Annotated in this window: 15 protein-coding genes and 4 pseudogenes; 7 read left to right on the top strand and 12 right to left on the bottom strand. The window is 69.3% G+C overall.

The window, feature by feature from the left end; translation table 11 throughout:
• Positions 1-4: 4 nt before the first annotated feature.
• Positions 5-877 (bottom strand): 4-hydroxybenzoate octaprenyltransferase, encoded by an 873-nt coding sequence (locus tag OG520_RS42070; RefSeq protein ID WP_406016744.1) that lies wholly within the window; start codon positions 875-877, stop codon positions 5-7.
• A gap of 279 nt (positions 878-1,156) precedes the next feature.
• Here OG520_RS42070 and OG520_RS42075 point away from each other — a divergent pair, with 279 nt between their 5' ends.
• Positions 1,157-1,531, top strand: coding sequence for a hypothetical protein (locus OG520_RS42075; protein ID WP_331748628.1), 375 nt, complete (start codon positions 1,157-1,159; stop codon positions 1,529-1,531).
• Between the two features lie 91 nt (positions 1,532-1,622).
• Here OG520_RS42075 and OG520_RS42080 read toward each other — a convergent pair.
• Positions 1,623-2,195 (bottom strand): annotated as a pseudogene (locus tag OG520_RS42080) (IS701 family transposase); the annotation flags it as partial.
• Between the two features lie 360 nt (positions 2,196-2,555).
• Between OG520_RS42080 and OG520_RS42085 the strand changes: the two are divergent.
• From OG520_RS42085 to OG520_RS42095, 3 genes and pseudogenes are all read left to right on the top strand, one after another.
• Positions 2,556-4,190 carry an ABC-F family ATP-binding cassette domain-containing protein gene (locus OG520_RS42085; protein WP_331748630.1) on the top strand — a complete coding sequence of 545 codons (1,635 nt, stop codon included), beginning with the start codon at positions 2,556-2,558 and terminating at the stop codon, positions 4,188-4,190.
• Between the two features lie 83 nt (positions 4,191-4,273).
• On the top strand, positions 4,274-5,971 hold the full coding sequence (locus tag OG520_RS42090; protein WP_331748633.1) for an ABC-F family ATP-binding cassette domain-containing protein: 1,698 nt from the start codon (positions 4,274-4,276) through the stop codon (positions 5,969-5,971).
• Positions 5,970-6,143: pseudogene (locus OG520_RS42095) on the top strand (CGNR zinc finger domain-containing protein); the annotation flags it as partial. The gene OG520_RS42090 and the pseudogene OG520_RS42095, both read left to right, overlap by 2 nt.
• Positions 6,144-6,233: 90 nt before the next feature.
• On the opposite strand, the gene OG520_RS42100 reads toward OG520_RS42095, so the two are convergent.
• Positions 6,234-6,383, bottom strand: a complete 150-nt coding sequence (locus OG520_RS42100; protein WP_331748636.1) for a hypothetical protein — start codon at positions 6,381-6,383, stop codon at positions 6,234-6,236.
• Between OG520_RS42100 and OG520_RS42105 the strand changes: the two genes are divergently transcribed.
• Positions 6,367-6,978 carry a TetR/AcrR family transcriptional regulator gene (locus OG520_RS42105; protein ID WP_406016745.1) on the top strand — a complete coding sequence of 204 codons (612 nt, stop codon included), beginning with the start codon at positions 6,367-6,369 and terminating at the stop codon, positions 6,976-6,978. The two genes, OG520_RS42100 and OG520_RS42105, sit on opposite strands and share 17 nt — an antisense overlap.
• A gap of 57 nt (positions 6,979-7,035) precedes the next feature.
• On the opposite strand, the pseudogene OG520_RS42110 reads toward OG520_RS42105, so the two are convergent.
• Positions 7,036-7,302 (bottom strand): annotated as a pseudogene (locus tag OG520_RS42110) (acyl carrier protein); the annotation flags it as partial.
• A 372-nt stretch (positions 7,303-7,674) separates the two neighbouring features.
• Positions 7,675-8,295 carry a ScbR family autoregulator-binding transcription factor gene (locus tag OG520_RS42115; RefSeq protein WP_331748640.1) on the bottom strand — a complete coding sequence of 207 codons (621 nt, stop codon included), beginning with the start codon at positions 8,293-8,295 and terminating at the stop codon, positions 7,675-7,677.
• A gap of 458 nt (positions 8,296-8,753) precedes the next feature.
• Here OG520_RS42115 and OG520_RS42120 point away from each other — a divergent pair, with 458 nt between their 5' ends.
• Positions 8,754-9,725, top strand: coding sequence for a ScbA/BarX family gamma-butyrolactone biosynthesis protein (locus OG520_RS42120; RefSeq protein WP_406016746.1), 972 nt, complete (start codon positions 8,754-8,756; stop codon positions 9,723-9,725).
• A 95-nt stretch (positions 9,726-9,820) separates the two neighbouring features.
• On the opposite strand, the gene OG520_RS42125 is transcribed toward OG520_RS42120, so the two are convergent.
• Positions 9,821-10,666, bottom strand: a complete 846-nt coding sequence (locus tag OG520_RS42125; RefSeq protein WP_331749553.1) for an NAD(P)H-binding protein — start codon at positions 10,664-10,666, stop codon at positions 9,821-9,823.
• Between the two features lie 128 nt (positions 10,667-10,794).
• Between OG520_RS42125 and OG520_RS42130 the strand changes: the two genes are divergently transcribed.
• Positions 10,795-11,466: a ScbR family autoregulator-binding transcription factor gene (locus OG520_RS42130; protein WP_331748644.1), complete on the top strand. Its 672-nt coding sequence runs from the start codon at positions 10,795-10,797 to the stop codon at positions 11,464-11,466.
• 26 nt (positions 11,467-11,492) lie between these two features.
• On the opposite strand, the gene OG520_RS42135 is transcribed toward OG520_RS42130, so the two are convergent.
• The 6 genes and pseudogenes from OG520_RS42135 to OG520_RS42160 all read right to left on the bottom strand — a co-directional run bounded on the left by OG520_RS42135 (position 11,493) and on the right by OG520_RS42160 (position 19,248).
• Positions 11,493-13,061 carry an FAD-dependent monooxygenase gene (locus OG520_RS42135; protein WP_331748646.1) on the bottom strand — a complete coding sequence of 523 codons (1,569 nt, stop codon included), beginning with the start codon at positions 13,059-13,061 and terminating at the stop codon, positions 11,493-11,495.
• Between the two features lie 144 nt (positions 13,062-13,205).
• Complete coding sequence (locus OG520_RS42140; protein WP_331748648.1) at positions 13,206-13,595, bottom strand: DUF6009 family protein; 390 nt, start codon at positions 13,593-13,595, stop codon at positions 13,206-13,208.
• Positions 13,592-15,124 (bottom strand): phage/plasmid primase, P4 family, encoded by a 1,533-nt coding sequence (locus tag OG520_RS42145; protein WP_406016747.1) that lies wholly within the window; start codon positions 15,122-15,124, stop codon positions 13,592-13,594. The genes OG520_RS42140 and OG520_RS42145 overlap by 4 nt, the downstream gene beginning before the upstream one ends.
• Positions 15,121-16,233, bottom strand: a pseudogene (locus OG520_RS42150) (bifunctional DNA primase/polymerase). The gene OG520_RS42145 and the pseudogene OG520_RS42150 overlap by 4 nt, the downstream one beginning before the upstream one ends.
• Positions 16,234-16,714: 481 nt before the next feature.
• Complete coding sequence (locus tag OG520_RS42155) at positions 16,715-18,001, bottom strand: ParB/RepB/Spo0J family partition protein (RefSeq protein WP_331748652.1); 1,287 nt, start codon at positions 17,999-18,001, stop codon at positions 16,715-16,717.
• Positions 17,998-19,248, bottom strand: coding sequence for a ParA family protein (locus OG520_RS42160; RefSeq protein ID WP_331748654.1), 1,251 nt, complete (start codon positions 19,246-19,248; stop codon positions 17,998-18,000). The genes OG520_RS42155 and OG520_RS42160 overlap by 4 nt, the downstream gene beginning before the upstream one ends.
• Between the last annotated feature and the right edge of the window lie 328 nt (positions 19,249-19,576).

Genomic DNA, 19,576 nt, shown 5'->3' on the forward strand with positions numbered 1-19,576 from the left:
TACCTCAGCCGAGGGTACCGACCCGCCCGGCGAGCACGGCCACGAGGATGAGCAGTCCGCACAGAGGATTGGTGCCGAACGCCCGCCCGCAGGCTCCGACATCCGCAGGGTCGGCCCGCCATACCTGCCATCCCAACTGCCCCGCGACCACGCACAGTCCGGGCCAGTACAGCGACCCGAGCCCGGCCACGATCCCGAACCAGGCGAGCAGCACCACACACCCCGCGTACACGCCGCCCACCACCACCCGGCTACGCCGCCCCAGCAGCACGGCGGCCGACCGCACCCCGGCCCGCACATCGGCCTCCCGGTCCTGGCAGGCGTAGATCACGTCCGTCCCCACGGCCCAGCAGATCAGCGCCCCGTACAGCACCCCGCCCCCGAGCCCGAGCCCTCCGGTGAGCAGGCGGTACACCAGCGGCACCGTCCAGTTGATGGTGATCCCCAGCCACACATGCGGCCAGTGGGTGACCCGCTTCATATACGGATACACCGCCGCGAGGGGCGCCCCGGCCGCCGCCCACACCACGGCCTCCACACTCCAGAACCCCATCACCAGCGGAGCGACGGCCCCCACCACGACACACAGCACCAGTGCCCGCCCGGCCGCCAGCCGCCCGGAGGCGACGGGCCGCCCCGCCGTACGCGGCACCTGTGCGTCGAACCGCGCGTCCAGCACATCGTTCAGCCCGCAGGCGGCCCCTCTCGACAGCACCCCGTACACCAGGAGCAGCAGCCCGAGCAGGCCCCCGTCCCGGGGCCCGGCGAGCGCTCCCAGGGCTATCCATCCGGGCACCACCAGCAGCCAGGCCCCCACCGGCCGGTCCAGCCGCAGCAACTCCAGATACGGCCGCACCCCGGCGGGGGTCCGCCCCACCAACCGGGCGGCACGGCCTTGGGCCGGGGCTTGAGTCGGGACTTGGGCCGGGGCTTGTGAGACGACGGTCATACGGATTCACGTCCCTTTCCAGGGGGATTGCATGCCGATCGGTCCAACCTAGCCCCGGCTGGTGCCGCATCAGGCAACGTTCGCCCTGTAGTTCGCGACGAGACGGTCGGGGTCCGGTCCTGGCCGACGCGATCCCGGCGATGAGGAGGGTCGTCCGTTGCGGATGGTTCGGATCCGGCGCCGGCGAAGTGCTGCGACAGTTGGCCCATGGCGATGTTCGAAGGCGCGCGGGTGGAGATCCACGACGAGATCTGGGGCGAGGACTGCGGGCAGCACACAGAGCTCGGCCGCACAGTGTCAGTGTGGGGGCGTACAGCCTCCGGTACCTGGCTGACCCGGGACGACGCGCGATGCTCGTTGGGTGAGGAGGACATCGACGTCCTGGTGGAGAACGACGGTTTCCTGTTCATCACCGCAGAGGGAGTGGAGCAGTTGGTCGAGCGGGTCGCCACCGCTTTTCCCGGGGCGGTTGTCCGCTACCACTCCGAGGATGACGGCGATGTTGAGGGGGAACTCGACGTGGCAGGAGTGGCGCCCGTCTTTGAGATTGAGTACTTGATGGGGCGTGTGAAGCTCAACTAAAGCCGTTTCCAGCAGTGTTCGCCCTGTTCACGACCTCGCGGAGGCGTTCGTCGGCGGCGTGGTTGTTCCGCCAGATGATGTAGCGGCGGACGCCGTGACCGGCATCCGCGACCAGCACCGCGGGCCGCAGCCAGACCGCTGCCAACCCGTCGAGCATGTCCAGCGCGAGCTGCCACTTCGGCCGGTGACGTTCTTCTTCGGGGATCCGACAGTGCGCCCGCCGGCCCGCTGCTTCTGGGCCGTCCCAACTGTGGGGCAGGAACAGCCGCCACGACAGCGGACACGATGCGGTGTCGGAGGCGGCATGGACGCTGACGCCGATCTGGCAGATACCGACCTTGCCCAGGGTGCCGGAGTACTGCCGGGCCACCCCGGGCGAGGACACTCCGTCCTCGGGGAAGCCGGTGTCGTCCACCACCCACACCTGCGGACGCACCACCCCGACCGCACGGCGGGCCAACCCCACGCGGACCGTGCCCACCGGCCAGGTCGAGGACGTCATGAACTGCTGCAACCGCTGATGGTCCACCCCCAGGCGCCCGGCCATCGGCTGCATCGACTTCCGCCGCCCGTCCAGCAACAGACCTCTCAGATACAGCTCGCCCTTCACCCGCTGGTCAGCACGTGCCGGCGGCGCGAACACCTCCCGAACGAACTCCTCCAACCGGCCACGGCACAAAGCGAGTTAATCCGCCCTCATACCAGCGGGAAACCACCACAACCACCGCCTGCCCAGACACGTGACAAAGCCCTACCAGGCCTGCCCGACTCTGACCCGCCGGACAGGCCCTCACAGCCCCCGAGGCCTGTTAGGCTCGCGAGAGCATTGATCACATATCGAGTCGATCATGCATTGAGGAGACCAGACATGGTGGGTGACGACGACATCTCGGGGTGATACCCCGATCTGTCAGGCCACCGGCGGATGCCCAGGAGCATCGCCGTCGTGGCCGTTTCGTCGTCCCTTTCTTCCATGTCCCGGGCACCAGTCTCTGCCTGCCCGTATCTCATTCGAGGTCTCTCCATGTCCGACGCCTCCGTCATCTGCTCCAACCTGTCCTTCACCTGGCCCGACGACACCCCGGTCTTCGAGGACCTGTCCTTCACCCTGGGCAGTGGCCGGACCGGCCTGGTCGCGCCCAACGGCTCCGGCAAGAGCACCCTGCTCAGGCTGATCGCCGGTGAGCTGCGGCCCGGCACCGGGTCCGTGTCCATGGGCGGCACGCTCGGCCATCTCCCGCAGACCCTTCCCCTGACCGGTGATCTCACGGTGGCCGAGGTCCTGGGAGTCGCCGCGGTGATCCGGGCCCTGGACGCCGTGGAGTCCGGGGACGTGAGCGAGGAACACTTCACGGCCATCGGTGACGACTGGGACATCGAGGAACGCACCCGGGCCCAGCTGGACCGGCTCGGCCTCGCCGATCTCACGCTCGACCGGAGCCTGAGCACACTCAGCGGCGGCCAGGTCATCTCGCTCGGTCTGGCGGCCCAGCTGCTGAAGCGGCCCGACGTACTGCTGCTCGACGAGCCGACCAACAACCTCGACCTCGACGCCCGTCACAGGCTCTACGACGTGCTGGAGGACTTCAGCGGCTGCCTCCTGCTGGTCAGCCACGACCGGGCGCTGCTCGACCGCATGGAGCGCATCGCCGAGCTCGAACGCGGCGAACTGCATTTCTACGGCGGCAACTTCACCGAGTACGAAGAGGCCGTGCAGGCCGAGCAGGAGGTCGCCGAGAAGAACATCCGCAACGCCGAACAGGAACTGAAGCGGGAGAAGCGGGAGATGCAGCAGGCCCGCGAACGCGCCGAGCGCCGCGCCAGCAATGCCGCCCGCAACCTCAAGAGTGCGGGCCTGCCGCGCATCTTCGCCGGGAACATGAAGCGAGGCGCCCAGGAGTCCGCGGGCCGGTCGGGGCAGCTGCACGCCTCCCGGGTCAGCGAGGCCAGGGCCCGGCTGGACGAGGCGGGGCGCGCCCTGCGCGACGAGCAGCGCATCACGCTGGATCTGCCGGACACCGATGTGCCCGCCGGACGCACGCTCGTCCTCGGCGAACACATGCAGGTCCGCCACGGCGGACGCGCCGTGTTCGCCGAGCCGGGCGTCGTCCTGACCGTCCGGGGCCCCGAACGCATCGCGCTGACCGGTCCCAACGGCTCCGGCAAGACCACACTGCTGCGGCTGCTCAACGGCGAACTCGGCCTGGACAGCGGGCAGATCAAGCGGGCCGACGGCCGGATCGCCTACCTCTCGCAGCGGCTGGACCTGCTGGACCCGGACCGTACCGTCGCCGAGAACTTCACCGCGTTCGCGCCGCACCGGCCGGAGGCGGAGCGGATGAACCTGCTCGCCCGCTTCCTCTTCCGGGGTCCCCGGGCCCATCTGCCCGTCGGGGTGCTGTCCGGCGGCGAGCGGCTGCGCGCCACCCTGGCCTGTGTCCTGTGCGCCGAACCGGCTCCGCAGCTGCTGCTCCTGGACGAGCCGACGAACAACCTCGACCTGGTCGGCGCGGGCCAGGTGGAGAGCGCGCTGGGCTCGTACCGGGGGGCGTTCGTGGTGGTCAGCCATGACAAGCGTTTTCTGGCCCGGATCGGTGTGGCCCGGTGGCTGCGGCTGGCCGGCGGTGAGCTGACGGAGACGGGGGCGCCCGAGGTGTGAGCCGCTGACGTGCCGACCGGGCCCGCGCCCGAGGTGGGTCACCACCCGGCGGGCCGAACACTGATCACGTCAGGTGGACCACCATGTCTCGACCGGCCCTGCTCGCATCCGACGTCGTCCGCACCCTGGGGACCAAACGGGTCCTCGACGGCGTCTCCCTCACCGCCTCCCCCGGCCACCGCATCGGGCTGATCGGGGAGAACGGCGTCGGCAAGTCGACGCTGCTGCGCCTGCTCGCCGGCGTGGACGAACCCGATGCCGGGACCGTCACGCGCCCGGCCGACCTGGGCTTCCTGCACCAGGAGATGCCGTTCGACGACGCGTCGACGATCGCCGACGTGCTGGACGAAGCCCTGCGCGAGGCCCGCGACGACCTGGCCGAGCTCGAACGTCTCACCGAGCGGCTCGCCCACGTCCCGCAGGACTCCCCCGGCTACGCCGAGCTGCTCGACGCGTACGGCCGGCGGCTCGAACAGGCCCAGGAGCGGGAGGTCTGGGACGCGGACCGGCGTGCCGCGATCGTGCTCGACGGGCTCGGCCTCGGCGCGTTCCGGCACGACCGGACGCTCGGCTCCCTCTCCGGCGGGCAGCGCGGTCGCCTGGCGCTGGCCGCCCTGCTGGTCCGGCGTCCTTCGGCACTGCTGCTGGACGAGCCGACCAACCATCTCGACGACGGCGCCGCCGCGTTCCTGGAGGAGCAGGTGCGCGGCCTGCCCGGGGTCGTCGTGGTGGCCAGCCACGACCGGGCCTTCCTCGACGCCGTGTGCACGGATCTGATCGACCTCGATCCGGCCATGGACGGCCCGGTCCGCTACGGCGGCAACTACAGCGCCTACCTGGCCGAGAAGCGCGCCGAGCGGGAACGCTGGGAACGGCGGTACGCCGAGGAGCAGGAGGAGCTGGCGGCGCTGCGCCACTCGGCCGGGGTGACCGCGCACCGCGTTGCGCCCGACCGGGAGCGGCGCGACAACGAGAAGATGGGATATGGCCACCGGGGCGGCCGGGTGCAGAGCCAGATCTCCCGACGGGTGCGCAATGCCACCCGCAGGCTGGACGGGCTGGAGCGCAGGCGGGTCGGTGAGCCGCCGCAGCCGCTGCGTTTCCACGGCACCGTGCTGGCCGTCACCGCGCTCGACGGGAGGCCGCTCGGCGGGGAGTCGGTGGGCGGGAGGCCGCTCGGCGGGGAGTCGGTGGACGACGCCCTCGTCTCCCTGCGCGATGTGCGGGTGCCGGGCCGGCTGGCCGTCGCGTGCCTGGACGTACCGGCGACCGAGCGCCTCCTCGTCACGGGAGGCAACGGTGCGGGCAAATCGACGCTGCTGTCCGTGCTCGCCGGGCGGCTCGCGGCCGAGGGAGACGTAAGGAGGCGGCAGGGGCTGACGGTGGGTCTGCTGGCCCAGGACACCGTGTTCGGCCGGCCCGACCGGACCGGGCGCGAGACCTACGCGCGCTCGCTCGGCGCCGAGCGGGCGGAGGCGGTCCCACTGGGCTCGCTGGGTCTGCTGCACGAGGCGGATCTGGACAAGCCGGTCGGCCGGCTGTCGGTCGGTCAGCGCCGCCGGCTCGCGCTGGCGCTCCTGGTGGCGCGTCCACCTGAGCTGCTGCTGCTCGACGAGCCCACGAACCACTTGTCCCCGCGACTGTGCGACGAGCTGGAGGCCGCCCTGGGCACCGGGCCCGGCGCGATCGTCCTGGCCAGCCACGACCGCTGGCTGCGCAGACGCTGGCAGGGCCGCGAGATCCGGCTGCGCTCCGACCGGGAGCACACGGACGAGCCTTAATCCCGAGTGCACCCGTATCTACACCGATCGCTCCGGGGCATGCGTCTACACCGATCGCTCCCGGGGCATGCGGCGGCAGTGGTGCGGCATGGAGTCCTGCGGCAACAAGATCAAGGCGGCCGCCTACCGCGCACGCAAGAAGAGCGCTCACGCCGCGGCCACCCCGCAGTAGGGGCGGCCGGAGGAGGGCGGCTGGGGTGAGGCGGTGGTCCTGCCCGCCCTCCGCCCGGTGGTGGCGGGGAGGGCGGTCGGGGCCGACGTCTCAGCGGGCGGTGTAGGTGCGGGTGGGCAGGACGGCGAGTTCTTCCGGTCGCAGCGGCGGCTCGGTCAGCGCCGGGACCTCGAATCCGCGGCGCAGCGCGGCGAGCAGCCATGGGTTCTGAATCTCGGCGACGGTGGTGAAGAGCGTCATCAGCCCGACGGCGGCACGGCTGACCTCGCGACCCACTCCTCGCCAGTCCCGCGCCGACCGTCGCCGAGCCACTGAGGCGCGCATCCTCGACAGCGCCCGGGAGCTGTTCGCCGAGAAGGGGTTCGAGCGCACCACCATTCGCGCCGTGGCGGCCTCGGCGGGCGTTGATCCCGCTTTGGTCATGCAGTACTTCGGCTCGAAGCGCGAGCTGTTCACCCAAGCCGTGCAGGCGTTCCCCGCGCCACTGACGACCACTGATACCGACGCGCTCGTCGATCAGTTGGTGGCTTCGCTCGGCCTTAAGCTCGGTGGTCTTCCCGAGGGCACGCTGGCGATGATGCGGTCCATGCTCACCGACCAGGCAGCAGCCGATCACGTCCGCGTCGCCCTCGGCCGGCAGATCGACAGCGTCGGTGCTGCCCTGCCCGCAGCCGAGGATCCCGAACTGCGCGCCGCACTGGTCGTCACCACGTTGCTGGGCGTCACCATCGGCCACCAGTTCCTCAGCCTGGCCTCGCTTCGTGACGCCTCTGCCGATCGCATCGCCACCTTGCTCCGCCCGGCCATCAAGGCCCTGGCAGGACCGCCGGGGTGAACGACCGACGCCGATGCTCGGCGTGGAGCGCAGCAGACGCTCGGAGAGGTGGCGGGAGAGCCGGACCGGGGTGGCGTGGTCGAACAGCAGGGTCGGCGACAGGGTGACGCCGAGGACCTTCTGGAGGTTGTTGCGCATCCTGAGCGCGGTCAGGGAATCGAAGCCCTGCTCAAGGAAGTTGGTGTCCTTCTCGATGGCCTCGGCGGAGTCGTGGCCCAGGACGGCGGTGGCGTGCTGCGGCACGAGGCCGACGAGCAGCCAGTGCCGCTCGGCGGCCGGTGCGTCCCGCAGTTGCGCGGCGAACTCCCCACTCGACTGGGACATTTCGTCGTCGTCGAGGGTGTCGGCGGGCTCGCCCGAGGGCGCGGGGGCCGAGAAGGAGGTGCCGGGCGCGGGCGGGGCCGGCCAGTAGTGGGTGCGCTGGAAGGCGTAGGTGGGAAGAGCGGTGCGGGTGGCGCCGGTGTTGGCGAAGACGGTTGTCCAGTCGACGGTGGTGCCATGACAGTGGGCCTCGGTGAGGGAGGCCAGGAACTGGTCCTGGCCGCCTTCGTGGCGGCGCAGGGTCCCGGTGCGCAGCTCCCCCGCTTCCCGGGCCTGCCACAACAACTCGCAGACCGCCGCGAGCCAGACGCGGTGCCACGAAAAAGCCCCGGCCCTTCGCAGGACGCGAAGGGCCGGGGCTCCGTCACTCCACGGCTACGGCCGCCGGGTTCCCCCGGCATCGATCACGGTGAGACGCGCCGCCGGCACGAGCGTCGGCAGCAGCAGCCGCCAGAACCGCGCGACCGTCGACGCCGAGAGCCATGTCGAGTCCCGGACCCCGAGCACCTCGAACCCCACGGTCGCGGCCGCCACAGCGGTCACCACGTCCTGGAGCGCCGCCCCGCGGCGCAGTTCGCCTTCGGCCTCGGCCTGTTTCAGCGTCTCCTCGACCCAGTACCGCCAGCGCTGCCGCAGGTCCACCCGGGTCGGGCGGGACGTCTCGCCGCTCAGCGCGAAGCCGACCCGCAGCACTACGTCGCCGCGCAAAGCGTCGGCGAGCGCATGAGTGACGTCGACGAGAAGTTGCACCCGACTCGCCCCGGGCGGCCGCTCGCCGTTCGCGACGGCCAGCAGCCTGGTCAGCGCCTCCTCCTCGACAACGTCGACCAGGACGGCCTTGCTGGCGAAATGAAAGTGCAGTGCTCCGTTGCTCACGCCCGCCTGCGAGCTGATCGCGGTGAGCGACGCCATCGAAAAACCGTCCCGGTCGAAGACCTCGGCCGCGGACCGGATCAGGGTTTCACGCGTACGCGCCGCGCGTTCCTGTTTGACCATCAACTGCTCCGTCACTGCCGGGGGTTGCCGTGCTTGCCGAGGGGCAGACGACGACCATAACAAACCGCACGTGCGGTTTCTGAAAGTTTCCCTGCTCATCCGTCGAACATCGGGACCATGACCGGGACCGGACCGCCGGCCCACCCACCAGAACGCTGCGGGCGCACCTTGAGTCACCCCACTAGAGGACGACTTGTGTCACGCTCGGACCATGTGGCCCGGAAGCAGACGCCAACTCGACACCGAAACACGCCGATCTGGCTCCCATCTCCAAGAACAGGCAAATCGGAATGAACGCCTCCGCCGTTATTGAGCGGCAAGGAGTCAGAGACACTAGAAATTAAACCGGTTGGTATGTATTTTCAGGCCAGGAACAGCCCTGAACACACCTCTCGCACCCAGGGGGAGCAATGTCTGCGAGCACGTTTCAGGTCGAACGAACAGCGTTCGACAGAGAAATGACGAGAGACGCCAAGGCTTCCACAATCAAGCCCGGCGGGTTCTACCCCACCACTCTGACCACCACCGTTCCCAAGGAACTCGTACATCGGTCCGCTGTCGCGGAGGTCATGCTCACCGACTGGGAGCGGGTGGACGACACCCACTTCGTCATGTCCGCCCAATGGCCACGCGGCCACAGCTTCTTCACCCCGGTCGCGGACGGCTACCACGATCCGCTCATAGGCTGCGAAACGCTCCGCCAGATCGGGATCCTCCTGGGACATGCGGAGTTCGGTGTGCCCTTCGGCCACCAGTTCCTCGTCTGGGACCTCGACATCGCCGTGCGTCCGGAGCATCTGCGGATGGGGTACGAGCCCGCGGCCCTCAGCATCGACGTCGACTGCACGGAGATCAACCGACGGGGCAGGAACCTGTCGGGGCTGCGCTTCGAGGCGGTCTTCCACCGCGACGGGAACGTCGTCGCGACCGGGGGCGGTTCCTTCTCCTGCATGGCGCCCGCGGTCTACCGACGGGTGCGCGGCGAGCACATGCCCGGCGGCAACTGGTACCAGCTGCCGCTGATCAGCCCGGCGGCCCCGCAGAGCGTCGGGCGCATGTCGCCCAAGGACGTGGTGCTCTCCCCCACGAATGAACAGAACCGCTGGCAGCTGCGGGTGGACACACGGCACCCGGTGCTCTTCGAGCACGCGGTCGACCATGTGCCGGGCATCGTGCTGATCGAAGCCGCCCGCCAGGCCACGGCATCGGCCCTCGGCCGCTCCTCCTACCTCCCGCTCGGTATCGCCAATGAGTTCAAGCGGTACGTCGAACTGGACACCCCGTGCGTGATCGAGGCGTCCCTGCTGTCCGACACCCCCGGGGACGAACAGAGCGTCCTGGTGACCGCCCATCAGGACGGTGCACTCGTCTTCACCTCCACAGTGACCGCGGGGTCGCACGGCAACCAGCCTCTGCCGAACGGCCTCTGACCCGTGCCGAACGGCGTCTTGGCCAGAACGGACGGCGTCCTACCCACGACGGACGGCGGCTGTCCCCACCAGGCAGCCGCCATGTCCGCATGCCCTCACCTGTGTCCGAAGGCACTCAGGTGATCGCTCGCCCATCCGCGGAAGGTTCCGGCCGGCCGGCCGAGCAGACCGACGACCGTGCCGTCCACCTCCGCCTTCGAGCCCTCACGGCCGCGCTCCGCGCTTTCCAGCAGCGCCTCGACGATGTCTGCCGGATAGCGTGCGCCCAGTGCGGTACGGGCCTGCTCCGGGCCCAGTTCCTCGAACCGGAGCGGACGGCACAGCAGTTCGGCGAGCTGGGCCGTCTGCTCGACCGCGGTGATCGCCTCCGGACCGGTCAGCGTGTGGACCCTGCCCGCATGGCCGTCCTCGGTGAGGGCACGCACCGCCACCTCCGCCACATCACGCGGATCGACGCAGGCGTTGGCCGACGACCCGTACAGCGCCCGCACCACGTCGTCCGAGCGGATGGACCCCGCCCAGGAAAGCACGTTGGACATGAACGCGCGCGGACGCAGCAGAGTCCACTCCATACCGGATCCCCGCAGCAGTTCTTCGTTGCGGCGCTGCCACCGGGTGATCAGGTCCTCGGCCCGGCCGTCCGCGACCGCGGCCGCGGAGAGTTTCACCACGTGCCGCACGCCCGCCGACCGGGCGGTCCGGAGGAAGCCCCCGTCGTCGTCCCGGCCGGGATTGGTCACCAGGAAAACGGTACGAACCCCACACAAAACACCCACCAGCGAAGGCGGATCCAAAAAATCCCCGGGAACGATCTCGGCCGACGCACTCGCACCCGTGACTCGCCCCGGATCCCTCGCCATGATGCGAACTGCCAGGTCAGCCGGGATCCTTCGGACCACTTCGCGCCCGATGGTCCCCGTGGCACCAGTGACAAGAATCATGGACTTCCCTCTCTTGTCTGACATTTCCCCGGCCGGTACAGGCAAGGAAGCGGCCTGTAAGATACGAACTGGACGGTTTCTTTACCGGCCTCCCGACGTTCGACCACCCTGAGGAGGGAGGAGGCAAAGTGGCTGAGCAGCTACGAGCCATCCGTACCCGTCAGACAATTCTTTCGGCGGCGGCCAAGATCTTCGAGGAACATGGGTACCAAGCGGCCACGATCTCCCAGATCCTCACCGAGGCGGGAGTGACGAAGGGCGCCCTGTACTTCCACTTCCATTCGAAGGAAGACCTGGCTCAGGGCGTCCTCGCGGAGCAGGACCAGCGGATCATCGTTCCGCACCGCGCCTCCAAGGTGCAGGAGATCGTGGACGTCGTGATGCTGCAGGCCCACCGGCTGCAGACCGATCCCATGGTGCGCGCCGGCGTGCGGCTGACGATGGACCAGCTGGCGCAGAGCCTCGACCGGAGCGGCCCGTTCCTGCGCTGGGGCGAGGTCGGCCTCGACCTGCTCCAGCGGGCCCAGGCCCAGGGCGAGTTGCTGCCCCACATCTCGCCGTCCGAGACGGCCGACGTCATCGTGGGCTCCTTCGCCGGCATCCAGTCCATGTCGCAGGCCGTCTGCGAGTACCGCGACCTTGTGGGGCGGGTCTCCGCCCTGATGCGTCACGTGCTGCCCAGTGCGGTGGTGCCGTCCGTCCTCGCCTCGCTCGACCTCTCCGCGAGCCGTGGCGCCACGGTCTACGCCGAGGCCGTGAAGGCAGCCGAGATGCGGGACCTCGTCGAAGCGACCGGCTGAGCACCGGATGTTCCTGTGGGGCACCGTCAAGGGTGCCCCACAGGAGCGACGTCCTCGGCGACAACGCCCTTGTGGTCGACGCTCCTGCTGTCGACGCTCTTGAGGAAGTACTCCGACAGCACCTCCGTCAGGTCACGGCCGCCCGGCGCCCAGGCGATGTAGCCGTCGGGCCGCACCAGCAGCGCATCGTGCGGCGCCTCGGGAGTGGGCCGGGCACGGACCACACGCAGGACCCCCGCCCATTCCCCTGCCGCCTCGCGGTGGCCGCTGTCTTCCTCGCCGAGGAGCAGCAACAGCGGCCGACCGTCGCGCAGCAGCCCGATCACATCGGTCTCGCCGGTTGCCGTGCTGAGCACCGCATTACGGAGAAACGTTCCCGTTGCCCGGCAGGCTCCTCCGGCGGGGTCCGATCCCCCGGTGTGGTCCGGAAGCACCGTGTCCTGCGCGCTGATCATGCCGCCGAGGTGCCCGTGCTCACGGTCCGCCGACAGAACTCCGGTGAATACCCTTCGTAGGGCGTCGAGTTCGGGTCCGGGCCGCATCAGGGCGAGCTGGGCCTGCGTCTGGTCGATGACCCGCCGGGCGACGGGACGACGCTCCAGGTCGTAGGTGTCGAGCAGACCCGCGTCCGCCGATCCGTGCACCGCCAGCGCCAGCTTCCAGCCCAGGTTCAGGGCGTCGAGCACCCCGGTGCTGAGGCCCTGCCCACCGATCGGGAAGTGCACATGCGCCGCGTCGCCCACCAGGAAGACCCGCCCCGTACGGAAGGTCCGGGCCAGCCGCGCGAAGTCGCTGAACCTGCTGAGCCAGCGCGGTTCGTCCATCGCGATGTCCCGGCCGGCAATCCAGGACACCTCCCGGTGCAACTCCTCCAACGTGGGGGGCAGTTGCCGGTCCGGATGGGCGCCGTCGCAGTTCAGCGTGCGGATGTGTGTCCTGCCCTCCGCGTCGAGCTTGGCCACGATCCAGCCGCGCTCGGTGCGGTGCCAGCCCTTGGGAAGCTCGTCCGGCTGCGCGAGCGTGACGGCACCCATGAGCGCGGACACCGTCGCCGGGTGGGTCTCGGAGGCGATGCCAGCCTGGTCGCGGACCGTGCTGCGGGCGCCGTCCGCCCCCACCACGTACTCGGCGAAGCAGACCGCGGTCCCCTGCGGCCCCTCGGCCGTGACCCGTACCCCACCGCCCTCCTGGACGACCTCAAGCACCTGGTGCTCGCGCAGGATCCGTGCCCCGGCGGCCCGCGCCCGCGCTTCGAAGTGCCGCTCCAGCTCCACCTGGGGGCACTTGAGGATCGGCTCGGGTTCGCGTGCGGGAACCGTGATGGTCAGTCCGGGCAGGCCCGCGAAGTGGAACGGGCTCTCCGCCGCGCCGTCGGTGTACGGGTACCCCTCCCCCGGCAGGTGACCGCGACGAGCCAGGGTCTGCACCGCTCGGGCGTGCAGCGTGGTCGCCTTGGGCTGCTCGGACACCTCGGCCCGGGATTCCAGGAGCACGGTGTCGACTCCGTACCCGGCCAGTTCGGCGGCGACGAGCATGCCCACCGGTCCCCCACCGACCACCACGACCTGTGCCCGTACCGGACGTTCCCCCTGCACAGCGATGCCTCCCCCTGGCTGCGGTCCATCCGCTGAAAGAAATATACCGGACGGACTGTTTCCAGGGGAACCGGGATGGCGACCGGGCCGGAGTGCGTGTGCCCGGCACTGACGCGGGAACCACCGCCTTGGCTCAAGCTGAGGCTAAGGCTGAAGCTCCCGCGTCGCGGACGACATCGGTCCGCCCTCCGAGCGCTCGGTCTTGTGCCCCTTGCTGCCCGGCGCCAGGGTCCGCACATCCACGGCCTCCGCCGGCGCCCCCCTCGCGTACAGCCCGTCGGGCTCGGTGTCCCGGTCGTGCGGCAGCAGCCAGAACACCCGTCGTCTGAACGTGCCGGAGGAGCGGGACGGCTTGGCCCTCGGCCCCAGCAGGGCGTACCCGACCATCCGGCCGTCACGGTGATACGCGGGTCTGCCGCGCCGGGTCGGCAACCGGTCCAGGCTCTGGCGGACATAGTCGAGCCGACTGATGTCCTCCAGCCAGACCAGGTCCATTTCGTCGACGATCTCGTCCTCTGCGATGAGGGCACTCATACTGTCTCCTCGTCCGCGAGCAGGCCGATGCCCGGGTAGTACTTGCGCTGGTTGGAAAGGATCATTGCCTTAGGTGACGTCAGTCCCACCACCTCGCGGACACGTGCCGCGAAAGCCCGGGACGATATCGCCGGTGCGCCTTCATTCTGGCACCAGCTCCTGTAGGCCGCGTATAGCTGCGCCTGCTCGGCGCGCAGATCGGCCTCAAGTCGGCAGGTCTCGTGCACGAAGCGCCCGGTGTGGTCCTCGGTCTCGGCGTACGCCGTGGTCGCGATGCGGACCCGCTCGGGACCCGAGAGGTCCTTGTCGCCCCCGAGGTAGCGACGGGCGCCTTCGATGAGCCAGTTGAGGATGCCCGGACCTTCCTGGGTGACGAGGATGTCCGCCAGGTTGTCGATCTTGCGATCGTCGGAGACGACCCGCTCGAACGGGATCAGCCGCATGCGCCGCCAGAACGCGAAGCCACCCGTGCCCACCTCGGGCCGGTGGTTGCCGAGCAGCCACATCTTGTGCGTCGGCTCGAAGCTGAAGAAGTCCTGCCGCATCCGGCGCGCCTTGATCCGGTCGCCACCGGTGAGCAGCTTGACCCGGGCCTCGTCGAAACGGTCCCCCGGCTTGACCTCGCTGCACACGATCACGCGGCGGCCGTGCAGTTCGGCCAGATCGGTGGGATGGCCCTCGTACGGACGCGACATCAGAAACCCCGAGGGCGCCGCGTCCGCGTAGTCCCCGAGCAGCTTCATCAGGACGTCCAGCAGTACGGACTTGCCGTTCTTCCCGGAGCCGAACAGGAACGGCATGACCTGGGCACCGACGTCCCCGGTGACGGAGTAGCCGAGCAGCAGCTGGAGAAAGCCGATCATCTCCGCACCGTCCGGCCCCTCGCCGAAGGTGCCGGTCAGGAATCGGTTCCAGCGCGGCGTGGGCATCGGCTGTGGCGCGGCCGAGGTGGAACGGGAGTGGAAGTCCTTTGTCGGATCGGCGGCACGGATGTGTCCGGTGCGCAGGTCGACGACGCCCGCGGGCGTGCACAGCGCGTACGGATCCGCGTCCAGCCGCGCCGCGTTGAGCACCATTCCCGGGGCGGACTTCGCCTGCGTCGGCATCGCGTTCATCCCACTGGTGCTCAGCGTGCGACGGCGGTGCTGCTGCAACGCGGCCGGAGTGCAGACGCCTCCCGGATCGGTGGTGGCGATGGACTCCGCCAGGTCGCCCGCCGACCACATCACGGTGTCGTCCTCGTCGATCTGCCAGCGGGTACCGTCCCATCGGTACCAGCCGATCCCGGGAACGTGCCGGTAGTCATTGCGATAGAGCTTGACGAACAATTTGGCGTTGCCGCGGCCGGTGAGCGTGCCGGGCAGCAGCCCGTCCGCCGTCGCCTCGCCGTCCCCCTCCGGTGCGGCCGCGACCGTGTACCGCGCGGACTCGTCGCTCTGCCGGGGCGCCGGGACGGGGTGCGCAAGGATCTGCGCGGCCACGGCCTGGACGTCGAAGGCGGACAGTGCTCTCTCCTCGTCCACACTCACGCACGCCCCCCGAGGGACAGCGGGCCTGCCAGACCCGCGCTCAGCCCGCCCCGGATGATGGCCAGGCACCGCCGTTGCTGCCCCGGGCGGGTCTGCTCGGCCGCATCCCGCAGCACTCGGGTGGCCTCGGCCACGGTGAGGTGCCCCGCTGCGACCAGACCGCCGGCGGTATACGCGGCCCGGTTCAACTTCTCGGAGAACGCGGCACCTTCGGGTACGGCCGCGCATGCGGCGACCTCGGCGAGAACTCCGGTCAGTACCCGGTCCCCCGCCCCGCGTCCGCCCCCCGCCGCGAGAACCGCCTGCCGAACGCGGGGCGGCACAGGCCGGGACCCCGGCATGGGGGCAGACGGCAGATGTCCGGTGCGCTCCAGCTCCCTGGCGAGCCAGGCGGGCAGCGGAGCAGGCACCCGCACGGTTCACACCGGCCGATAGATCCCCGCGGGGGTCACGGTCCCGGGCGCCACGATGTACCCGCCGTGCGCCCGGACGTCGACCTGCCAGGCGAGGGCCCGGCCGCCGCCCGACCCGGAGGAGCACTGCCAGTGGTGCCCGCCGTCATTGCGGTACCACACGTGCAGGCCCCCGGACGGGGTGCGGACCCGCAGCGTCGACTCGTCGTCCGCCGGGCTGGCGGCGCCGCGCAGGACAGCCAGCACTCCCAGGGTGTGGAAGCCATTGGCCGGCCCGGTCAGGTCGACCCCGGCGCAGATCCCGACACCGGGCAGCAGCCGGTCCCGGTCGGGGAGTTCGCACGCATGTGCGTCGACATCGATGACGACGAGACCGGCCGGACCAGTGGCAACACCCACCCCGAGATCGGGGCGGGAACCCCACCACTGCCGGATCCGGTCGAGATCGAGCGTGGCTGCATGAAACCCATGACACCAGCGGCCCGCACGGATACAGTCGCACCCCCCTCGGGCATGACCCTGGACGCGGCACACCTCGCAGTTGCCCACAGGCGTTTTACGGCCCGGAGCAAGAGGATGAACCGGCCACCCCTGGCGCGCACACCACGAGGCAGTTGTCAGAGGCTGCGAAGCGACCGATGCAGATCTCACGAACTGCCGTGGGTCGCTGCGCGAAACCTGCAGCTCAGCTGCCATTCATTTCCCCCAGCAGCGACTGAAGCGACTCAAGCTCGCCATATATGACGCACACACGCGCTCACACGCACACGCACGAATGTCTCCATATACCTGAACCTTGAGTCGCTTCAATCGCTGCTTTCTCTCGACTGGCGCCCTGACCTGCAGTTTTAACTCCATGACCGAAGCGACGCAGCACTCATTCAGTCGCTGGCGTTCAGTCGCTGAACCCGCTCCCCACCGCCCGAACCGTTCAAGCCCGTCTGGATCCGGACTCAAGCGGCCTCCCCATCACGACCGCCCCCACTGGCGCACACCAGCCAATCGCACCCGCCGAAGGACACCGACATGCGGGCCTACAGCAACGGGAGTTCCGCCGCACAGGCAGCCAACGCACCTGCTGCAGCGGGCAGTTCCATGCTCGCTGCCACCACCACCACGGCGGCCGGGCCGGGCCGGGAACCTATGCCAGTTCCCCGGCCCGCCCTCACCGGGCCGTTCACCGAGCCGAGTTGGTGCCCTCGTCGAGGATCCTGTCGACAAGGATCTTCCGCTGCGCCTCATCCATCTTTCTCAGTACGAGGTCGGCAACCTGATGACCGTCGTGCCAGGGCATCTTCGTGACCTTGCCAAGGGCGACGATGCCTGACTCCCCCGGGGCCAGCTGTGTCGGCGCCACCTGTCGTCCGGCCTGCTCCGATCGCTGGCTGGGCACTTCATCCTGCGTCGGCAATCCCGATTCCCGCGGCCCGGGACTATCACGGCGTGATAGCTCGCCCTGCCGATCCTCCGGACTATCACGCCGTGATAGTCCGGCTTGCTGCTCCCCCGGGCTATCACGGCGTGATAGCCCTACAGGCTGCTCCTCCGGATTATCACGGCGTGATAGCCCCGTCCCCTGCTCCTCCGGACTATCACGGCGTGATAGCCCCGTCCGCTGCTCCTCCGGGCTGTCCGGGGTATCCGGGCCGTCGGAAGTGCTGACCCCGACCCCGGTCCCTTCCACTCCTCCGCTCTCTTCCACTCCCCCGTTCTCCGGATTATCACGGCGTGATACTTCACGCCCTGCCGAACGCCTCTGGCCACCTGCGGCAGCCCGTGCGTCCGCCTGCTGACGCTGCTCATCGGGCGGGAGCTTGGAGAGATTCCGTACGTGCTCGATCTTGCGGCGCCCCTCCAGCAGGTCCTCTTGGAGTTGTGGATCGAGGTCCAGCACGGAGAGCTTCGACGAGATGGTCGACTGGGCGATGCCGAGTCTCTTGGCTGCCTTGGTCTGGGAGCCGTAGAAGTCGACGAGCGTGCGCAGGGCCTGCGCCTGCTCCAGGGGGTTCATGTCGTCACGGTGGACGTTGGCGACGAAGGCCGCTTCGAGAAGCGACTCGTCGGTGGAGACAAGGGCGTTGTCGACGCTGACGCGAATCGTCGCAGCTCCGGCGAGACGTGCTGCGGCAAGTCGGCGGTGGCCGTCGACGACGATGTACCGGGCGCCCTCGTCGAGGTCGGCCGCTCGGTCCGGCCGCTCCGCCAGGTAGGCCTCGACGGAGGCCACCGTGACGGCGTTGACGAGACCGATCTCCGCGATGCTCTCCGCCAGCCCCTGGAGATCGCGGAGCTCCTCGCGGGGGTTGTCGGGGTTCTGGCTGATGAGGCTCAGAGAGAGCTCGGTCGGTTCGGGAACGCCGGCCGTCGGCACGCCCGTAGCAGCACCAATCGCAGCCCGACGGGCGCTGATGGGGCGGGCCTGGGCGAAGGAGGCCCCCGCTCCGAGGTTCTTGGCCTTACTCACTTGCTGATCTCCCGGGCGAGGGCGCGGAGGGCGACGGACTGTTCGCAGCGGGGTGCGTAGGCAAGGAGCGGCCGCTTGGCGCGGACGGCTTCCTTCTGTTCCTTGAGGTCTCCGATGACGCCTACGACACGTGGATCCTTTATGGCCATCCAGGACTGGAGCGAGGAGGTGGCGATGTAGCCGCGGCGGGCGTCGTAGTGGTTGACGACAAGGCCGAGGTAGTCGACGTCGAGCGCAAGGTCGTTGCGCATGTCCTCGATCTGGGACGTGAGCAGTTCGTAGGCGTCGGCACTGCTGTCCTCGGCCTGGACCACGATGAGAACACCGGAGTTGCCGGGTACTTCCTGCGGGCGGCGGCGCCCGTAGTAGGTGGCGGCGTCCATGCTCAGTCCGAGGCTGGGCGGGCAGTCGATCAGGATGACGTCGTAGTCGGGCTCGACCGCGGAGAGGGCTCGTTCGAGGGCGGCTTCGCGTGCGCGGACGGATGCGAGACGTACATCGAGGAGAAAGGCATCGGTGCAGGCGGGCAGAAGATTCAGACGCCCACCGAACCGGTCTTCCTCGATCGTCACGATGAGGTCGCTCAGTGGACCCTTGCCATCACCGGCCATGTGATTGGTGAGAGAGTCCCCGTCCATGGCGAGGGGAGCGTGGCCGAGCTGCTTGGTGAGGTGCCCCTGAGGGTCGAAGTCGACGAGCAGGACCCGCTGCCCGAGTCCGGGCAGATCCTCAAGAGCGAGCGGATCATTGGCGGCTTCCTCGTCCTCTTCGAGGAGTGCGGCAAAGTGCTTGGACACACGAACCGGCACCAGGGTGGTGGAGTCTTCCGCGAGAGCCTCGCCGGTTCCGGCCGTGACGGCGGTCTTCCCGACGCCGCCCTTCTGGTTGCAGATGACGACGCGTCGGACGATGTCGGGACGCTTCACCGCGGGAGCGGGATGGCTGTCCAGCCACACGCGTACGGACTGGGCCAGACCCTGGATCAGGGATACCCCCCGGCGCTTGCAGTCCGAGCGGAATCCGGTCCACAGCTGGGCGGGCAGGAATGTCGCGAAGGACTCCGCCCTAGAAGTATCGATGGGGGAGAGGTTGGATCCGAGACCGCGCCATGCCGTAATGCCGGCTTCGACAGCGTCCTGCATGTCGATGCCGTGTTGAACGGCGCGGACCTTGAGTTCCTGGCGGAGCCAAGAAGGCAGCTTCGAGACGACCTTCTCGCGGTCGCCTCTAGTGTCGGGTGTCGTCATAGTTCGTCACTCTACTAACGCCATAGATCAATTGAGCGCATGAAACGTTAGCTGTGTCGCCTCTTTCAGGTGGGGGGCTATCACGGCGTGATAGCCCCCCACACCTGCCGCCGGAGCCCCTCAGCTATCACGCCGTGATAATCCCAGGGCCTGGGGGAGTGGCCCATGAGGAGCTGTCACTGCTCAGCGTGGTGGACCCACTGCCACTGCGAGCCGAACACGGTAATCACCAGCGGCAATACCATATACATCCACACCCTCTTCAGATATAATGCGCTCCTTTTGCAACTGACACCCTTCGCCGCTCCCCAACCCACACAGAGCGGCA

Origin of the sequence: Streptomyces sp. NBC_00984 (assembly GCF_045162475.1) — a bacterium.
GTDB lineage: Bacteria > Actinomycetota > Actinomycetes > Streptomycetales > Streptomycetaceae > Streptomyces.

Coding starts and splice junctions, on each gene's coding strand:
- OG520_RS42125 (WP_331749553.1), bottom strand. CDS start 10,666: ATGATTCTTGTCACTGGTGCCACGGGGACCATCGGGCGCGAAGTGGTC.
- OG520_RS42140 (WP_331748648.1), bottom strand. CDS start 13,595: ATGAGTGCCCTCATCGCAGAGGACGAGATCGTCGACGAAATGGACCTG.
- OG520_RS42085 (WP_331748630.1), top strand. CDS start 2,556: ATGTCCGACGCCTCCGTCATCTGCTCCAACCTGTCCTTCACCTGGCCC.
- OG520_RS42115 (WP_331748640.1), bottom strand. CDS start 8,295: ATGGTCAAACAGGAACGCGCGGCGCGTACGCGTGAAACCCTGATCCGG.
- OG520_RS42160 (WP_331748654.1), bottom strand. CDS start 19,248: ATGACGACACCCGACACTAGAGGCGACCGCGAGAAGGTCGTCTCGAAG.
- OG520_RS42090 (WP_331748633.1), top strand. CDS start 4,274: ATGTCTCGACCGGCCCTGCTCGCATCCGACGTCGTCCGCACCCTGGGG.
- OG520_RS42120 (WP_406016746.1), top strand. CDS start 8,754: ATGACGAGAGACGCCAAGGCTTCCACAATCAAGCCCGGCGGGTTCTAC.
- OG520_RS42075 (WP_331748628.1), top strand. CDS start 1,157: ATGGCGATGTTCGAAGGCGCGCGGGTGGAGATCCACGACGAGATCTGG.
- OG520_RS42100 (WP_331748636.1), bottom strand. CDS start 6,383: ATGACGCTCTTCACCACCGTCGCCGAGATTCAGAACCCATGGCTGCTC.